Genomic DNA, 16,836 nt, shown 5'->3' with positions numbered 1-16,836 from the left:
CCTTCCGGGGCCGAAGCCCCTGATCAGGAGTGTCCGTCAAAGCGGATCAAGCCCAACAGGCAAAACCTAGACCAGACTTCTGACACGATTCCCGTCCGGGCCAGTTGGAAGCCACTGTCCTTCCGAGAGTGACGGGTGCGTTTGCGCCGGTCAGGCATAGGGTCGGTGTTTCGGCGGCGGAGACGAGGTGTTGTGTCGTCTCTGCGGTGGAGGTGTCGGAATGCCGCCGGTAGGGCCTCCTGGTGTGCTCAAGGTCTCGACAACCGAGCTGCACCAGAGGTCCTGTCTTCATGCACGGACGGACCGAAGATCGCCCGACCGAGCCGCCGCATTCGAACCCGTGCTCACCAAGATCGGTACGACAACGGCTCCTTACACCAGGACGTGCGCGCCCGACCCGGCACGCCACGAAGTGGTTTGACGGAGACGACAGTTCGCCTGGTGGCCTGGTGCTCGCCCGGGGCGCCGTAACCGGTGGCCGAACGCCGCGGTCAGCCGGCCGGACCCGGGCGGAGGTCTCCGAGGAGTTCGGCGCGGTCGGTGATCACGTGGGTGAGGATGGAGCGGGCGACGGCGAGGAGTTCGGCGACCTCGGGGCTGGTGATCCGGTAGATCACGGCGGCGCCGTCGCGGCGGGAGGTGACCACACCCGCGCGACGCAGGACGGCGAGCTGCTGGGAGAGGTTGGAGGCCTCCACGCCGACGTCGGCGAGGAGTTCGGCGACGGCGTGCTCGCGCTGGCTGAGCAGTTCGAGGACCCGGATCCGCACGGGATGGCCGAGGGTTTTGAAGAACTCCGCCTTGACCTGGTAGAGCGGCACCGCGGTGACGGAGGGTTGCCGCGAGGGATCGGCAGGCATGGGGTCACCGTCCGTGTCGGGGTCGGGGCGCTGGTTCGACTGTAGCAATGCCGGTGGGTGCGCCGGGCCGCGCGCAGGGTCGGCGCAGGGCTACGACCATTGGACTTGCAGAGATTCTCAAATGCTAAACTCGGACTCTCGGCAGCTCCCCGGAGGCGCTGCCGGAGCGGGCCTGCTGCGCCACGGGGGTGCGGCGGGCCCGCATTCTTTCCCGACACAGTGCGACAGATGCGACAGACGGAGGACCCGGGCCCATGAGCGAGAACCTTCCCCCGTGCCCGAAGTGCTCCGGCGAGTACACCTACGTCATGGACGCGCTGGTGGTGTGCCCCGAGTGCGGACACGAGTGGACCCCCGGCGACAGCGGCGCGCAGGCCCCCGGCGAGCGGGTGGTGCGGGACGCGGTCGGCAACGAGCTGCACGACGGCGACACGGTGACCGTGGTGAAGGCGCTGAAGGTCAAGGGCAGCCCGTCGGGCATCAAGGCCGGGACCAAGGTGCGCAACATCCGCCTGGTCGACGGCGTGGACGGCCACGACATCGACTGCCGGATCGAGGGTTTCGGCGCCATGCAGCTCAAGTCGAGCGTGGTCAAGAAGGCCTGACCCCGGCCACGGGCCGGCCGCCCCCTGCGACCGCACCACGCCAGGCCCGCCCCGACGGCGGGACCGGCGTCGGGGCGGACTGTGAGTCGTCCGGCCCGCCGCCTCCGGCCGCCGCTGCATGCGGAAGGCAGGTGCACCCCGGAAGCGGAGCGCCGCTCACGCGGATGCGGCAGGACCGGACACCGGCGGCCGAGCCGACCGGCCGGAACGACGGGTGATCGACAGGCGGATCGGCCGGACTCCGGCCACGGCTTGCGATAGTAGCAATTTGAAGAATTCTTCATGTTCGCAGATGATGCATTTGTGTACCGGTGGGTCCGACAGGGACGCGGGGCCCGAGGCGGAGGGACGGCGGCGATGAGCGGCGTGTTCGACGCGGAACTGCACGAGCAGCTGGCCGAGGCCCGCCGACTGCGGGCCCGGGCCCGGGAAGCCGGTGACGAGGAGAAGGCACAGGCGTACGCGGGGCGGATCACGCAACTGCTGCGGATCGCGGCCCACCACGGCATCGCGCTGGACCGCGCGGCGGACGAGGAGGAGCAGGACTGATGGCGATCCCGCTGTATCAGGCGAAGGCGGAGTTCTTCCGCACGCTCGGCCATCCGGTGCGGATCCGGGTGCTGGAGCTGCTGCAGGACGGGCCGCGGCCGGTGCGCGAACTGCTGGCGGAGATCGAGATCGAGCCCTCGAACCTGTCCCAGCAGCTGGCGGTGCTGCGCCGCACCCAGCTGGTGTCGGCCACCCGGGACGGCAACACCGTGGTGTACGCGCTGAGCACGCCGGACGTGGCGGAGCTACTGCAGGCGGCACGGCGGATCCTGTCCACGATGATCACCGTCCAGTCGGACCTGCTGGCCGAGCTCGGCGGGCACGCGACGCAGGAGGCACAGGCGGCAGAGGCGGCAGAGGCGGCAGAGGCATGAGCGGCGCGTCCGCTTCGTCCGCGAGCCGTCTGGGTGGCCGGCTGCGGGCGGTGCTTCCCGAGCGCACGACGTGGGCGACGATGCGGCGCTCACCGCGCAAGGACCTGCTCGCTGGGGTGACGGTGGCGATCGTCGCGCTGCCGCTCGCGCTGGGCTTCGGTGTGGCGTCGGGCGCGGGCGCGGCGTCGGGTCTGGCGACCGCGGTGGTCGCCGGCGCGCTGGCGGCGCTCTTCGGCGGTTCGAACCTGCAGGTCAGCGGGCCGACCGGGGCGATGACGGTGGTCCTGGTGCCGATCGTCCACCGGTTCGGCACCGATGGTGTGCTGACGGTGGGTCTGCTCGCCGGTGTGCTGCTGGTCGCGACGGCGATCGGCGGCGCCGGGCGCTTGATGGCGTTCGTTCCGGCGCCGGTGGTGGAGGGGTTCACCCTCGGCATCGCCGCCGTCATCGGCCTCCAGCAGGTACCGGCGGCACTCGGTGTGAAGCCTTCGGGTGCCGAGAACGTCGCCGTTACCGCGTGGGACGCCCTGGCCGATTTCGTCTCCGATCCGCAGCTCGCGCCGCTGGCGCTGGCCGGCGGTGTGGCGGCGGTGATGCTGCTCGGTGCCCGGCTGCGGCCGGGCGTCCCGTTCTCCCTGCTCGCCGTGGTCGCCGCGACGCTCCTCGCCTCCGGCGCCGGTCTGGACGTGGCGACGATCGGGCACCTGCCCTCCGGCCTGCCCGCGCCCTCGCTCGGCTTCTTCCACCTCGCGGACGTGCCGAGGCTGGCGACGGCCGCGGTCGCGGTGGCGGCGCTCGCCGCACTGGAGTCGCTGATGTCCGCGACCGCCGCGGACGCGATGAGCGTCTCCCAGCGGCACGACAGCGACCGGGAGCTGTTCGGCCAGGGCCTGGCGAACCTGGCCGCGCCGCTGTTCGGCGGTGTCGCGGCCACCGGCGCGATCGCCCGCACCGCCGTCAACGTCCGTTCCGGAGCCGTCTCCCGGCTCGCCGCGCTCGTCCACGCGGCCGTCCTCGCCGCCGTGGTGTTCGCCGCCGCCCCGCTCGTCGAGGGCATCCCGCTCGCGGCGCTGGCCGGTGTACTGATCGCGACCGCGGTACGGATGGTCGAGGTCGCCTCCCTTCGGGCGCTGGCCCGCGCCGGACGCGGCGAGGCCGCGATCCTCGCCCTGACCGCGGCCGCCACCCTCGCCTTCGACCTGGTGACCGCCGTCATCGTCGGGCTGCTCGTGGCCGGTGCCCTCGCGCTGCGCCAGGTCGCCCGCTCCGCCGCCCTCACCCGCGTGCCACTGCACGACGGTCTGCCACCCGCCGACCACCACGCCGAGGAACAGGCCCTGCTGGCCGAACACATCGTCGCCTACCGCATCGACGGGCCGCTGTTCTTCGCCGCCGCCCACCGATTCCTCCTCGAACTCGCCGAGACCGGCGACGTGAAGGCCGTCGTGCTGCGCCTGTCGCGGATCACCGCGATCGACGCCACCGGCGCCCTCGTGCTGGGCGACGCCGTCGACAAGCTGGAGCGCCGCGGCATCCTCGTCCTGGTCTCCGGCGTCCGCGAGGACCACCGCAGGACCCTGGACGCCCTCGGCGTCCTCGACCGGCTCCACGCCGAGCACCGCGTCTTCGCCGCCACCCCCGACGCGATCGCGTACGCCCGCACCCACCTGCCCGGGGTCCTGGCCGACGCGGCCGGCGGCGGCCACCGATGACCTCCCTGCCGGGCATGGCGGCGGTGAGCCGACACTGAGGCCCGTTCGGGCGCCGATCGGCCCCGGCCAGGCACGGCCAGGCGCGGGCGGGCGCGGGCGGGCGCGGGCCGGGGCACCTGCACCGCGGTCCTCACCCCGACCGAAGCCGGGGTGAGGACCGCGTCCGGCTCCTGCCTGCCTCCCGCCGGGCCTGGGCGGGTGCGCCCCAGGGCCCGCCGGAGCCGCACGATGCAGACATTCTCAGTTGCCAATGTCCGCAAGTCACCGACGGACGTCCACCTGGAAGATCGTCCGCTCTCCCCCGGCCCGCTGCGGTCCGGCTTGCCGTTCTTGTCTACTGCGGGTCCGGCGGACACGGTGACGGGGCCGGGGTGACGAGCCGAAGCGGGCAGTACCCGGCCGACGGGGACCGGATCCCCACCGGCCGGCCGCTCACCACGGTTGTCGGCGCCGAGCAGTCCCGGAAGTCCACGGTTGCGAGCCGGGCGACGGTCGGCCCCACTCCCGAGCGGGCGGCGGAGCCCCGTCGAAGCGGTCGGCAAGTTCCCGGGTGCCTCCGGGCCGGGTCGCGCGCCTTCACGGTTTCGGCTCCGGGTCCGGCTCGGGATCGAGCTCGGGATCGAGCTCGGGCTCGGGCTCGGGCTCGGGCTCGGGCTCGGGCTCGGGCTCGGGCTCGGGGGGTTCGTCGTCGCGTAGTCGGCGCAGGAATCTGTCCACGTCCACCTGGCCTTCTTCGGTGCCCGAGGGGACGATCCGTTCGGTGTGGGTGAGGAAGGTCCTGATGTGCGAGGCGTCCACGCGCAGGACGGCCGTGGAGTTCTCCCCGGTCAGAGTGATGAAGACGGTCCGGTCGTCGCCGGCGGGGTGGACGCAGACGTCGCCGGTGCCCGCCCATTCGGTGAGGCCGGTGGCGAGGAGGTCGCGGGCGAACACCCAGGTGATCGGGGCGTCGAGGTCGATGTGGTTGTCGAGGTAGACGGTGTACGGCTCGGCGGAGTGGTAGCGCAGGCAGCCGCGCACCGCGACGCTCAGGCCGGGCAGGACGACTGCCAGCAGCTCCAGGGGCATGGCGCAGCCGCCGGTGCTGGTGCGTTGCGGGGGGACGCGGGGGGTTTCGTGGTGGGTCATGCGCAGTCCTTGAGGTGCGCGGGGGTGGGGTCGGGTTGTGCGTGGTGGGCGTGCGGGCCGTCTGCCGTCCCCGGTCGGGGGCCGGCGGCCGGGGACGGCAGAGGCGGTGGGAGGAAGCGGGGCGGTGCGGTCAGGCGGTCCCAGTCGGGGCCGGCGGCCGGGGACGGCAGAGGCGGTGGAAGGAAGCGGGACTGGGCAGTCAGGCGGTCCCAGTCGGGGTCGGCGCGGCCGGGCACGGTGAGGCCGGCGGCGGTCCACAGTGCGGCCAGGTGGGCGAAGATCGGGGTCTCGCGGAGAACCGTTTCGGCGGCTCTGCCGCAGGTCCGGAGGTCGGAGGTCATGCCGGGCACAACGAGTGAATGTGCCGATGGCAACCTCGCCGACGGGTGGGGCGTTCCGGCTCGCAGCTCGTGTTGACGGTGGCGGCCCGGCCGTGGGGGTCCGCGCGTCGGCGCCCGCCTCGGCCACCTGCGCGGTTTCGCCGACGGGCCGGGTGGGCTTGAGGCGTGGGGATCCGATGAGTCGCCGGAACGGGTGGTCTTCGGGTGGACCTGGCACTCGCAGGGTCGGCAGCATGGCACGCGCTCGACCGGGGGTGACCGGGGGCGACCCCGCCTCGGAGGCCAGGGGCCGGATGCACCGCCTCCCGCTTCCCTCTTCTGCGGTCGGGGCTCGTTGACGCATATGGGAGGGCGGCGGCGCCGCGCGGCCGGGGAGTCACTCCCCCGTCACGCCCTCGGCCCGTGTCGGTGCAGGGTCGGCGTCCGGTGCTGCCGGCCGATCGCCGGGACTCCTCTGGCAGGCCCGGCAGGGGACGTAGGCCCTGCCGTCGGGCGTGGACACGGTTCCCCACCCCTCGCAGATCCGGCACGCCCGTGCGCGTTCGAGGTCGACCGCGGGCAGGGGGCCGTCGGCAGTGCTCATGGGCTGGCTCCCTCGTGCGGCCGGACCGGCGCCCGCGCCACCGCGCGCAGCTCGCCGGTGGGTGGCGCCACGAGGTCCAGGATCTATCAACATGAAGAATTCATCAACTCAACATGTCATGCATTGCTGCCGAGGCAACGCCTCCCCGGCAGGAATCGATCGCTTACGGTCAATTCGGCGAGCGAGGCCGCCCGATTTCCTAGGCTCACCCGACAGAAGCGGACAACAGCGCGCCGGGACGCCTCCCTGCGCCCGAACGGTCGGAGGAACACATGGCCGGGATCGAGACCTCGCTCAAGGAAGCGATGACCATCGAGGGCGCCATCGGGGCCGCCCTGGGCGACTACACCAGCGGCATGGCGCTCGGGACGGCCGGCCCGACCGAGACCCTGTCGGTCGCGGCCGCCGCCACGACCGACATCCTGCGCGCCGAACTGCGCGCCCTGGGCATGGCGGGCCAGGGCGACCAGAAGCTGGAGGACATCCTCATCAGCCTGACCGGCCAGTACCACCTGATCCGGCCGCTCACCCGCCACCCCGGGCTGTTCCTCTACCTGATGCTCGACCGCAGTCGGTCCAACCTGGCCATGGCCCGCCACCAAGCCCGCCGCATCGAGGCCGACCTCGAGCTCTGACGTCCCCTCCACCAGTCCCCCCGCAAGAGCACGTCGGCGTCCGGGGCCGGGGCGGCAGCTGCGCGGACGGCGCCCGGGTCAGGCCGAGGCGCCGGGTTCGTCCCCCGAGCCGCCGGACGGCTGCGAGGACGGCCTCGACCGCTCCGGGTGTCCCCGCCGGGGCTGAGAGGGTTGCGCAGGGCCAGCCGGTCCAGCCCCTGGCGCGCTGCGTCGCCGGCAGTGCGTCCAGGGCGGGGATCCGGGGCAGCCGCTCGGCGAAATGCGGGCCGCGCCCACGACGCCGAGGTGGTGGGTGATCGATCCGAAGCTGGAGGCGAGTTCCACCTCCTTCGGGCCGTCGAGGAGGGACGGTGTCCACACCTGCACCTGCCGGACGCCCGTGGCCCGGTACCTGGCGGACATGCTCGGGTGGGCAGCACGGCGGCGAGCGACGTCAGCCCGGGTGCGAGGCGGGCGTCGATCGCGGCGCATGCCGGCCGGACCCGACACCAGCACTCGTAGCACTCTCGAGCCCGTCCCGAGCCCCCGGTTCCCCAGCTCCGCTCGCACCAGAGGTGACGCTCCGTCGGCAGACTGTCCGCGCCGTCTGCCAAGATCACCGCATGGACGAACGCGTGGATGAGCTGCTGGATCCCGAGAACACCTGGGTCCAGCGGATACGGGTCCGGTTGGCGGCGCTTTCACCCGAGCTGACCGAACTGGTGCTGCACCTCGCGGCGAGTGGTGAGTTCTGGGACTGGCGGGGCAGGACCAACGGCGCCTGGAAGCGCCGGACCAAAGCACTGCTCAAGGCCGACGGGGCGCCGGAGCTGGTCCGCGAGGCCGTCGCGGCGCTCGCCGAGGGCGGCTCGCTGCACAACCGCACCGACCCGAACATCGAGTACGACTGGCTGCGGCCCTCCCCCACCCGTCACCTCGCCAACGGGTTCGTGCTGGCCTGCGGCTTGCTCGGCGGCAAGGGTGCCGATCCGGCGGCCACCGATGCCCTGGTCGAGGTCCTGCTGACCGTCGCCCGGAAGAACGCCTCCGTGCTGGACGGCTACTTCGTGCGCGACGACGACCTCTCCGGCGCGGTCTTCACCGCTCTCGGCGATCTCGCCGCCATGGACGCGCTGTGGACCCTGCACCGCGAGGTCCAGCCCGGCGCCCACTGCCACCTCGTCCTCGTCAGGGTGGTCAAGAAGACGGCGACACGTCAGGGACTCCTGCCGGAGCAGCTGGCCGAACGGACCGTACCCACCTGCGGACTGGGCCCCGATCGGACGGTCCGGCTCGGTCCGCCGGCCTGCGGCGCGCCATGGGTGAACCTCTCCTATCAGTCTGTCGTCACCCTCGAGAGCAGCGGCGAGGTGACCGTCGACTGGATCCACACCGACGGAAGCGCTGTCCGCACCCGGTCCCCCTTCCGCTCCCCGAAGGGCTTCAAGGCCCGCCACGGTGACGAGCAGGTCCACATGACGCGGTGGCTCGCCCAGCACGTCGAGTCCACGCTGAGCGCCGAACGCACCCGACTCCGCGCCCTGCTGCCCCTGGACCGGACCTGGCCGTACGCCGAGTGGGCCCGCCACTACCGGGACCACCCCGTCACCGGTCTGCTCACCCGCACCCTGATCTGGGAGCACCACAACCCCGACGGCACCTGGACCGCCGGGCTGCCTGCCGCGGACCACGGCCTCCACCCCCCGGCCAGCCCCTCCACCGGGGCCCATGACGACACCCTCGTACGGCTCTGGCGGGCCGACCGCGCCCCCGCCGCCCAGCAGCAGGCCCTGGCCGAGTTGTTGGAGAGCCGCGGGGTGGAGCCGTTGGTGCCGCAGTTCGCCGGCTGCTGAGTGCCGGCCGGGGCCGACGAAGCCGGGCATCTGACCCCCGATTGCCGCCCGTCCGGGAGATCGGTCCACGCAGGTTGCCGAGCCTGGCCTGGACATCGGGGGTAGCAGCGGCCCGAACCCATCAGCGGATCTGCCGGAATCGGGAGCGTCGGATGCCGCTGCTGGTGCGGCACCCCCGGCCGCGGGGGGCAGTAGGGCCCCCGGGCCACCACGCCCCGTGCGGAGGATGCCCGTGCCTGTCACACTGCCGTTCTGCCCCTGGACACGGAACTTCGGCTTGCACATCACCGCACCTGTGGTCTCCAGGTCGGGCACAGCGTGATCCTCTCGCCGTTGCCGCTGCCGTGCTCTCGCTCGGCCTTCCGTCGGGCCCGCTGCCGCGGAGCCGACGCGAGGCAGGACTCAGCCCGCGCCCACCGCCACCCCCGCACCGCCCTCCTGTGGACTGGGGCCGCAGCCGAACGAGATGGTGCCGCGCGAGGAGTCGGGGAAGGTGAACCGCTGCACCGTCACCGTGCGGGTGCCCAGACTCGAGGTGCCCTCACGCGCCGGCACGATCCCGTGGTCAGTGCGGAGGCAGAGCGCGGGCGGTACGGCAGCGAACGTTCGTGCCGCGGCGACCTCCACCACGAGGGAGGATCCGGAGGCGTAGCTGTCGAGTACGGCTGCGGAGAATCCGTTGGCATCGAGGGTCCCCCCGATGCGCATGGCTGCTGTGCCCAGTGCGACCGGCCGGGTGTGCGCGGGGTCGCAGGCGCTGGAGTACTCGTAGCGGCCGGGGAAGATCACGGGGATGGACATGTGTCCGGGATAGAGGCCGGTGCCCAGGGGGGTGAGCGAGTATGCCATGTCGAACGGGCGCACGGTGTAGGTGCGGGACCCGTCGTGGACGAGCACGCAGGAGCCCTCGCTCATCCAGGCGCCCGGGAACTCGCGGTCGGTCTGGAACTGCAACCGCCGCCTGTAGGGGTCGGACTCCGTCCCTACACCGGTGGCGAGCACGGTGTCGTTCGCGCTGCCTTCCCCGGCGGGCACCGGGATCGCACCTCCGGTCGTGGCGGATCCGAAGTCCGCGGCGGCGAAGACCGGCCTGCTCGGGGCCGTGGTCTCCAGGGCGTGCAGCTCGGGTGTCCGCGTCGGCCACCAGCGGAGCGCGGCCGCGAAGGAGCCTGCCGCAACCACGCACGCCGCCACCGTGAGGAGCGCAACCTGCCGCCCGCTGCGCCGGGCGCGCCGCGGGTCCGCGGTCCGGCGGCGGACTCGGTCCGGCAGGCCGGGCCGGGTCGCCGGGGCCGTCGGCGGGTGCAGATCGGCACGCGCTTCCCATATCCGGTGGGTCCTGCTGGTCGTGGTGACTCGTCCCGGTGCCGATGCGGTCTCGGCGTCGTGGTCGACCGGCATCCGGGGTGCCGTCCGCGGTTCCGGCCACGACGCGAGTGGTGCCTGCCAGCCGCCCCTCGCAGGCCCTTCCAGGACTGCGCTGAGCATCTCGGCGGCCTGTTCCGCGCTCGCCCGCCGATGCGGATCCTTGACGAGGAGTGCGTCCAATGCCGCCGCGAGCCGCCCGGCCCGGACGGGTCGGCGGTGGGGTCGGTGGCAGATGGCATGCGTCAGAACGGGAAGGCTGTCGGCGGAGAATGGCGGCACGCCCTCGACCGCGTGATACAGGGTCACACCCAGCGACCACAGGTCGACTGCAGGCGAAGGGTGGCGCTCGTCCAACTGCTCGGGCGCCATGTACCGGGCGGTGCCGACGGGAGCGCCGCAGCCCGTCAACTCGCCCGGGACATGGGTGAGGTAGGCGATGCCGAAGTCGGTGAGGACGGCGCGGTCTCCGGCCAGCAGGACGTTGCCGGGCTTGACGTCGCGGTGGACGATCCCGGCACGGTGCGCAGCGCCCAGCGCGCCCAGCAGGGCCAGACCGATGCGGGCAACCCGGTCCACCGGCAGCGTCCCGTGCTCGCCGAGCTCGGCCGCCAGGGAACGGCCATCGATGTACTCCATCACGAGGAGAGGAGAGCCGTGGTGCACCACCAGGCCCAACCCGGCCACGATCGAGGGGTGGCGCAGGGATGTGAGCGCCTCCGCCTCGCGCATGAACCGCTGGAGTTCCACGGCCGACTCGCCGCCCCGCGCTGTCGGAGCAGATATCTCCTTGAGCGCGACCTCACGGCCGGACTGCTCGAGGTCGCGGGCGAGGATCACCCGACCCATGCCGCCCTTCGCGATTTCCCGGACCAACTCGTAGCGTCCAGCGACCAATTCATGCGCATGCCCCACGCCGCGCCACTCTAGCGCTCCCGCCTCCGGCGCTGTCCGTTTTGCACCCGCAGCCTCGCTCGGATCAGCGTCTGGTGTTCGCACCGCCCCCGCAGGCAGGCCCGGGGGCGCCCCGTCGCACCGTGCCAGGTGGGAACCTCGGTGCTCGGGCCGGCTCCCCGGGCTGCGCTGGGGACCGGCCGTGTGCCAGGCCCGCCCACGCCCCATCCGCAACCCGACCCGATGGGACTCAAGGACGACGGCCGGGCGTGCGGATGCGCCCACAGGCGGAGGATCGGTTGGTCCTGTCGGTCGATGGCGGGCGGGAAGGGGCGCCGTATCGTCGGAGTCATGAGCCGAGGACTGCATCTGGCCACCTATCTGCTGGCCTTCGACACCCGCGCCCAGAGCTTGCAGGACCGCACGCGCGCCGGGTTCCTGCTGCGCGCCGCCGCTCTGGCCGAGCTCTCCCACCGGGGTGCCGCGGCCGAGGACGGGACGGGCCGGGTGCAGGTCGTGGACGCCGGCCCCACGGGGGACCGCGTCCTGGACGCGCTGCTCGCCGAACTGGCCGACCGCCCCCGCACCTGGAAGTCGTGGATCAAGCGCAGCCGCGACGACACCCTCGAGGCCGTCGAGGAGCGCCTCGCGGTGCTCGGCATCATGACGATGGCCGACCGCGACCCGTACGGCCCGGTCGCACCGCACCGCACGGTGACGATGGACGACCCGCGTGAAGCCCTGGACCTCCAGGTCCGGGTGGCCGAGCTCGTCCGCGGCGGCGCCCCGGTCGCCGAAGCGCCGTACGCCGACGCGGTCCTCGCGGCCCTGGCCGCCCACGGACACCTGAAGCTGGTCCTCACCCGCCACGACCGCAAGGCCAACGCCGGGCGGATCACCGCACTCACCGACCGGCTCGCCGACCGGACCCCGGGCCTGGCCCGGGCGGTGAGCGGGCTGAACCTGACCATGGTCGCCGCCCAGGGCGGGATGGGCGGCAGCTGAGGGCCGTCGGACCGGTTCCGACGGAAGGCAGCGGGTTCCTGAAGGACTGTCCGTGGCGCTCCTTCGAGACCGCCTGCTGGAAGACCGATAGCGGGGCACTCAAGTCCCGGCGCGCTCGCCCGAGCCCCACTGCGCGGCGCCAAGGGGAACGGGGACGGCCGGGAGGAGGCGGCCACCGGTCCACGGTGCTGGCGCCCTGACGCAGCGGCAGCGTGGCCGGCGGTGCGAGCAGGCCGGCAGCCGGCGCCGGCGTGAACCGAACCTGCCCGGCATGGGCGAGGACGACCGGCGCCACTCCGGGGGGTGTGCGGGGTGCCGGTCGGTGCTGGCAGTCTTGCCCGGTGCTGATCGACGGATATGACGATGCCCCGCTGGTGGCCGGGGAGGAACTGCTCTCGCACCCGGGTTTCTGGGCCGCGTACCTGCTGTGGATGTGCGAGTCGGACGACGAGGACGCCGAACCGGGCGCGGAGTGGTTCGGAGCCGACGAGGCCGATGTCGACGCCGTGTACGAGACGCTGCTGGACGCGGAGCGCTGGCCGGCGTTCCGGGTGCCGTTCGGGGGCGGGCACACCGCGGTGGTGGTGAGCCGGAACCTCCCGGACGACGGCGGGACGGAGTACTTCGTCACCCATCCCGACTGGCGGCGACACGGCCACCTCGCCACCGTCGACGGCCACCAGGCGGGCCCCGGGCTCTCCTGGCCGGAGCTGACCCACATCGCCGACACCGCCGACCGTACGGCGCCGGGTGTCCACGACCGCCACGCCCGGCTGCTGCTCCTGCTGCCCGCCCTCGGCGACGACAACGCGCCCGGGGACGCGGCGGAGGTGATCGCCGAGGCGCTGGTCCGGATCGGGGCTCCGGCCGAGGAAGCTCCGCGGGTGGCGGCGCTCCTCCTGGACCATCCGCTGTGGGACGCGGCTCACTGGTCGCCGCCCGGCCGTTCGCCGCTCAGCGGCGGCGGGGCGCAGCCGTGCGACGGCATCCTGCAGTGCGACGGCCCGTACAGCCCGCGCTCGGGCGTGCAGCTTGCCCAGGGCATCACTGTGGAGCAGTCCGAACGGCTCGCCCTCGCGCTCGGTACCCGGCCCGCCTGACGTCCTGAACCGACCCACGGTCGGTGGCAGGCGGCCCGGGCACCTCCGGGCCACCCGGGCCGCACGGGACGGGTCCGGCGCCCGCGGCGGTCGACGCCCTGGAGCGGCGCTCCCGCCCGTACGCCGCCCCGGCGGCGGGCACCGCCAACCACCCAATAGTCCGAAATTGCCCAAATGCCCCTAATGGGGCGGATGTATTTGTGAGATACGCCGCCTTCGGCGCTATTTGCCGGATAAGCCTGGACTCCGGCGCCGCCGGGAGGATAGAAATCCCCAACCCCAGTCGGTCAGTGCACCGACGAACATCCACAGGGGACCTGCACGGCGCCGGTCCGCGACCGCCGCCAAGGCCGTCCGCCCGGTACGCCCTGCACGCCCACCACCCCGACCCTCCTGCCGAGGTGACACCGTGACAGCGATCAACGACCCTCCGCTCGCCGAACCGTCCCGTGCCGCCGGACGGTCCCGGCCTCCGCTGTGCCGGCCGCCAAGGCCCTGCACGGTGGTCGCGACCACCGCCTAGTCGCGGGCCCCGGCCCACGCGCCGGGCCTTTCCGACCAGAGCTCTCCCGATCGTCACCGCCACAACGCCGGGCCCACGGCCGTCCGCCCCTCCCAGCGGACCCGGCCCCTGCCCGTGCGTCCCTCGCCGGCCCGTCCGTCGCGCCGGCTGCCCCATCGAGGCCGTCTGCCGTCCGCCGTCCCCCACGGCCACCGGCACCACGCGGCCGCCCCCTCTCCCCGGCGTCCACCACTCTCCCGGCGCCCCTCGATCGCCCCGGTGCGCACCTGCCGTGCCCGCCGGGCAGCCCGTGCTGCCCGCACAGGTCTCCCCCGGCCTTCCGTGCAGCCCCCCGGCGTGCCCTGCCCCCGCTCGCGCGCGCCGTGACCGTCCCCCGCCCCCGCCCGTGCGACCTGTCGCCGTCTGTGTACCGGAGTCCCCATGCCGAAGCACGCCCGCCCCCGCCGCGTACCCGCCGTCCTCCTCTCCGGCCGGTGGATCACCACCGCAGCCCTGGCCACCGCGGCCGTCGCGGTCACCACCGCCAACGCCGCCCCCAGCCACTCCAGCGGCGCCGGCACGGCCGCCACGGCCCGAAGCCAGACTCCTCAGCTCGAACCGACGGCCTGGAGCACACATACGTCGACGCCGGCCACCGCGGCAGCCCACCGCACCACCGGCGCCATCCCCGCGCAGCGCACCGGCTCCCACGCCAAGCACTCGGCTCTGCCCACCCAGCGCAGCACGAGCCACACGCACACCGCCGCCCACTCCTCGCACACCGCCCCCGCGACCACCGCACCGGCGACCGGCGCACCGGCCCGCACGGCCCAGGCCCGGACGACGGCCCCCCCGACCACCGCCGCGCCCACCACCACCGCCACCCACAGCACGACGACGACCGCCTCCGCCACCCCGGCCACCGCCGACCACACGTCCACCCGCTCCTGGAGCGGGAGCTCCCCCACTGCCCACACCTGGACGGGATCCTCCGGGAGCAGCACCTGGCAGGCCCACAGCACGTACGGAAGCGGGACCGGCGCCACCCAGGGGACGTCGCCCTCCGGCGCCACGTCCCCGTCCACCGCGGCGACCGTCCCGGCGACCGCCGCCACCGCGGCCCCGACCACCAAGGCCACCGGCGACCTGGACAGCTGGATCAACCAGGCACTGGCCGTCATGGCCGAGAACCACATCCCGGGCAGCTACGACGGCATCTACCGCAACATCATGCGCGAGTCGTCGGGCAACCCGCAGGCCATCAACCTCACCGACTCCAACGCCGCCGCCGGACACCCCTCGAAGGGCCTCCTCCAGGTCATCGACCCCACCTTCCAGGCGTACCACGTCCCCGGCACGTCCACGGACATCTACGACCCGGTCGCCAACATCACCGCGGCCTGCAACTACGCCGCACACTTCTACGGCTCCATCGACAACGTCAACGGCCCCTACTGACGGGCTCAGCACGACGCAGCACGGCGTCACGGCCGTCGCGGCGCCGAACCCGGTGACGAAGTCGCCGGGTTCGGCGCCGTGCCGCCGCGGCCGTCCCCCCGCCCGGCGAGGACCTCGCCCGGTCCATCGGTGCGGCACGCGGTCGGCCGGACGGCAGTAGTCGTTGCCGTGGTGGGGGTGGCCGTCGACGGACCACACGGCCGGTGCTCGGCAATCGGCCACGCACGGTCTCCCTTCGCTCTACGCTGGGCGCCTTGCCGGCATGTGGGGAGGGGCTGACGGTGCTTCAGCGTGTGGTGAGGGCGCTCGTGTGTGCGGGCGGCTTCCTGGTGGTGGCGGGCGTGGTGTACGGCGCGGTGAGGGTGGGGGACGGCTGCGGGTCCGGCTTCACTCCCAGCTCCGGGCCGATCGTCACGTCGAGCGCGGTGGAGTGCGCCGAGCTGGTGGCCGGCCGTGGGAACCAGGCATGGATGTTCATCGTGCTGGGCGTGGCCCTGCTGGCCGGCGCCATCGGGCTCAGCCTCGAATCGACCGCCACCGGGCCAGCCGCGGCGGCACCTCCGCCCCACCCGGCCGTCCCGGCTGTCCCGCCGGCGCCCCCGGCGCCGTCGTCCGCGCCGACCGTCCGGGATGAGGAGCCCAACGACCGGGATGCGGAGCCGAACGACCGGAAGTGACCGCCGGCCCCGGCCCGTCGGCCGGGAGCCGGATCTCACCGAAGCGGACGGACGGGACGGGCCGCGCCCCGCTGCGGTCCTCCGGCTGCAACCCGCGACGGTTCCTCCTGGCGCACCGTCAGGGCATTCCGCAGGAGGGCGACGGCGCGTTCCGGGATGGTCCCCGACCCAGCGAATACAGTCCCCCGGCGGCGAGCCGGCACTGTCAGGGCAGCACCACGGCTACCGGATCACGTCGCTCGAAAGCCGAATGACCGTCCGCGCAGGCGTCGCTCGACTGCGCACGTAGGTCCTCCGCCACACCGGACACCCGGGCACGGCGGTGGCTCGACCGCGCAATAGCCTGCGCCTGTGACCCACAACCGCAGCCAGACCGGCCATCCCCGCCCTGCCGAGCTCCCTACCTGTCAGACGCTGCTGGAGAACACGGACTGGGCGTCGCTGGCCACGGCATGCGGAACGGGCGAGTCCCTGCCCGCGGCGCTGACACGCCTGACCGACCCCGACCCGGCGGCCAGGCAGTCCGCTCTCCGGGACGTGCTCGGGGCCGTGACCCACCAGAACAGCATCTACGAGGCCACCGTCCCGGTGGCGCTGTACGTGGCGGCAATACTCGATCATCCGGTCCTCGTGGCAGGCTGCTCATCCCCCGACGCCGGGACGACCCACAACGGCCCGACCCTGGTGCCGCTGCTCGGCTGGCTCGGCGACACCGCCCGTGACGCCGACGACGAGTGCGTCGCCCTGGGCAGACACCATTGCGGGGAGGACTTCCTCGACGAGTACGAGGAGATGCGTGCGTTCCGGGACGCGCGCCCGGCGATCTTCTCCGCTGTTCGCACCTTCCTCGGCCACGGAAACGCCCACATTCGCCACGCGGCGCTGGTCGCAGCCATCCCCCTCGTCGAGCACCCCCTCCTTACCGAGCACCGGGCCGACCTTGCGAGGCACGCCCGGCGCCTGCTGGCCCTCAGTACCGACAGGCACCAGCGGGACCGCGTCCTGGAGGCGATGAAGGCATGGGGCCACGACACCAGCAGCATGGAGAACGCGTCCGACACGGCCGCCCGCGAACACTACGCGCGCCTCAGAGCCGCGCGAGCCGCTGCGGACGGCAACTGGTCCGGTGGCAGCTACAGCGACGAGCCGCCGTTCTGACCCGCGCCCGACAGCGACCCACCAGGTACCCCGGCCCCAGGACCACGGTAAGTACCCG

General features: G+C 73.3%; 15 protein-coding genes. 10 read left to right on the top strand and 5 right to left on the bottom strand.

The genetic code is table 11. The features are described from left to right. Nucleotides 1-491: 491 nt before the first annotated feature. The gene (locus tag ABD353_RS31370; protein WP_344627073.1) at nt 492-860 is read right to left on the bottom strand and encodes an ArsR/SmtB family transcription factor; all 369 of its coding nucleotides are present in this window, start codon (nt 858-860) and stop codon (nt 492-494) included. Between the two features lie 254 nt (nt 861-1,114). On the opposite strand from ABD353_RS31370, the gene ABD353_RS31365 reads away from it, so the two are divergent. The 4 genes from ABD353_RS31365 to ABD353_RS31350 all read left to right on the top strand — a co-directional run bounded on the left by ABD353_RS31365 (nt 1,115) and on the right by ABD353_RS31350 (nt 4,100). Beyond that, complete coding sequence (locus ABD353_RS31365; RefSeq protein ID WP_344627072.1) at nt 1,115-1,465, top strand: zinc ribbon domain-containing protein YjdM; 351 nt, start codon at nt 1,115-1,117, stop codon at nt 1,463-1,465. Nucleotides 1,466-1,822: 357 nt separating this feature from the next. Next, nucleotides 1,823-2,014 (top strand): hypothetical protein, encoded by a 192-nt coding sequence (locus tag ABD353_RS31360; RefSeq protein WP_344627071.1) that lies wholly within the window; start codon nt 1,823-1,825, stop codon nt 2,012-2,014. Beyond that, a complete protein-coding gene (locus ABD353_RS31355) occupies nt 2,014-2,388 on the top strand; it encodes an ArsR/SmtB family transcription factor (RefSeq protein ID WP_344627070.1) in 375 nt (124 codons plus the stop codon). Before ABD353_RS31360 ends, ABD353_RS31355 begins: the two co-directional genes overlap by 1 nt. Then, nucleotides 2,385-4,100: a SulP family inorganic anion transporter gene (locus tag ABD353_RS31350; RefSeq protein ID WP_344627069.1), complete on the top strand. Its 1,716-nt coding sequence runs from the start codon at nt 2,385-2,387 to the stop codon at nt 4,098-4,100. Before ABD353_RS31355 ends, ABD353_RS31350 begins: the two co-directional genes overlap by 4 nt. 576 nt (nt 4,101-4,676) lie before the next feature. On the opposite strand, the gene ABD353_RS31345 is transcribed toward ABD353_RS31350, so the two are convergent. Together ABD353_RS31345 and ABD353_RS31340 are read right to left on the bottom strand one after the other, a co-directional pair. Further along, nucleotides 4,677-5,228, bottom strand: a complete 552-nt coding sequence (locus tag ABD353_RS31345) for an SsgA family sporulation/cell division regulator (protein ID WP_344627068.1) — start codon at nt 5,226-5,228, stop codon at nt 4,677-4,679. Further along, nucleotides 5,225-5,569 (bottom strand): hypothetical protein, encoded by a 345-nt coding sequence (locus ABD353_RS31340; protein WP_344627067.1) that lies wholly within the window; start codon nt 5,567-5,569, stop codon nt 5,225-5,227. The genes ABD353_RS31345 and ABD353_RS31340 overlap by 4 nt, the downstream gene beginning before the upstream one ends. Before the next feature lie 855 nt (nt 5,570-6,424). Between ABD353_RS31340 and ABD353_RS31335 the strand changes: the two genes are divergently transcribed. Both ABD353_RS31335 and ABD353_RS31330 read left to right on the top strand, forming a co-directional pair. Beyond that, nucleotides 6,425-6,787 (top strand): hypothetical protein, encoded by a 363-nt coding sequence (locus ABD353_RS31335; protein WP_344627066.1) that lies wholly within the window; start codon nt 6,425-6,427, stop codon nt 6,785-6,787. A gap of 602 nt (nt 6,788-7,389) precedes the next feature. After that, a complete protein-coding gene (locus ABD353_RS31330; RefSeq protein WP_344627065.1) occupies nt 7,390-8,619 on the top strand; it encodes a DUF4132 domain-containing protein in 1,230 nt (409 codons plus the stop codon). A 402-nt stretch (nt 8,620-9,021) separates the two neighbouring features. On the opposite strand, the gene ABD353_RS31325 is transcribed toward ABD353_RS31330, so the two are convergent. Continuing rightward, complete coding sequence (locus ABD353_RS31325; RefSeq protein WP_344627064.1) at nt 9,022-10,983, bottom strand: serine/threonine-protein kinase; 1,962 nt, start codon at nt 10,981-10,983, stop codon at nt 9,022-9,024. A gap of 246 nt (nt 10,984-11,229) precedes the next feature. Here ABD353_RS31325 and ABD353_RS31320 point away from each other — a divergent pair, with 246 nt between their 5' ends. The 3 genes from ABD353_RS31320 to ABD353_RS31310 all read left to right on the top strand — a co-directional run bounded on the left by ABD353_RS31320 (nt 11,230) and on the right by ABD353_RS31310 (nt 14,943). Next, on the top strand, nt 11,230-11,883 hold the full coding sequence (locus tag ABD353_RS31320) for a GPP34 family phosphoprotein (RefSeq protein ID WP_344627063.1): 654 nt from the start codon (nt 11,230-11,232) through the stop codon (nt 11,881-11,883). Nucleotides 11,884-12,224: 341 nt separating this feature from the next. Further along, nucleotides 12,225-12,983 carry a hypothetical protein gene (locus ABD353_RS31315; protein WP_344627062.1) on the top strand — a complete coding sequence of 253 codons (759 nt, stop codon included), beginning with the start codon at nt 12,225-12,227 and terminating at the stop codon, nt 12,981-12,983. Nucleotides 12,984-13,926: 943 nt separating this feature from the next. Beyond that, nucleotides 13,927-14,943, top strand: a complete 1,017-nt coding sequence (locus ABD353_RS31310) for a transglycosylase SLT domain-containing protein (RefSeq protein WP_344627061.1) — start codon at nt 13,927-13,929, stop codon at nt 14,941-14,943. Between the two features lie 286 nt (nt 14,944-15,229). On the opposite strand, the gene ABD353_RS31305 is transcribed toward ABD353_RS31310, so the two are convergent. After that, nucleotides 15,230-15,421 (bottom strand): hypothetical protein, encoded by a 192-nt coding sequence (locus ABD353_RS31305; RefSeq protein ID WP_344627060.1) that lies wholly within the window; start codon nt 15,419-15,421, stop codon nt 15,230-15,232. Between the two features lie 550 nt (nt 15,422-15,971). Here ABD353_RS31305 and ABD353_RS31300 point away from each other — a divergent pair. Beyond that, complete coding sequence (locus ABD353_RS31300) at nt 15,972-16,778, top strand: hypothetical protein (protein ID WP_344627059.1); 807 nt, start codon at nt 15,972-15,974, stop codon at nt 16,776-16,778. The last annotated feature ends 58 nt before the right edge of the window (nt 16,779-16,836 follow it).

Origin of the sequence: Kitasatospora arboriphila, from assembly GCF_039528095.1 — a bacterium.
Classification (GTDB): domain Bacteria; phylum Actinomycetota; class Actinomycetes; order Streptomycetales; family Streptomycetaceae; genus Kitasatospora; species Kitasatospora arboriphila.
Note: the sequence above shows the minus strand (reverse complement) of the source record. Positions and strands in the feature narration are given on the sequence as shown.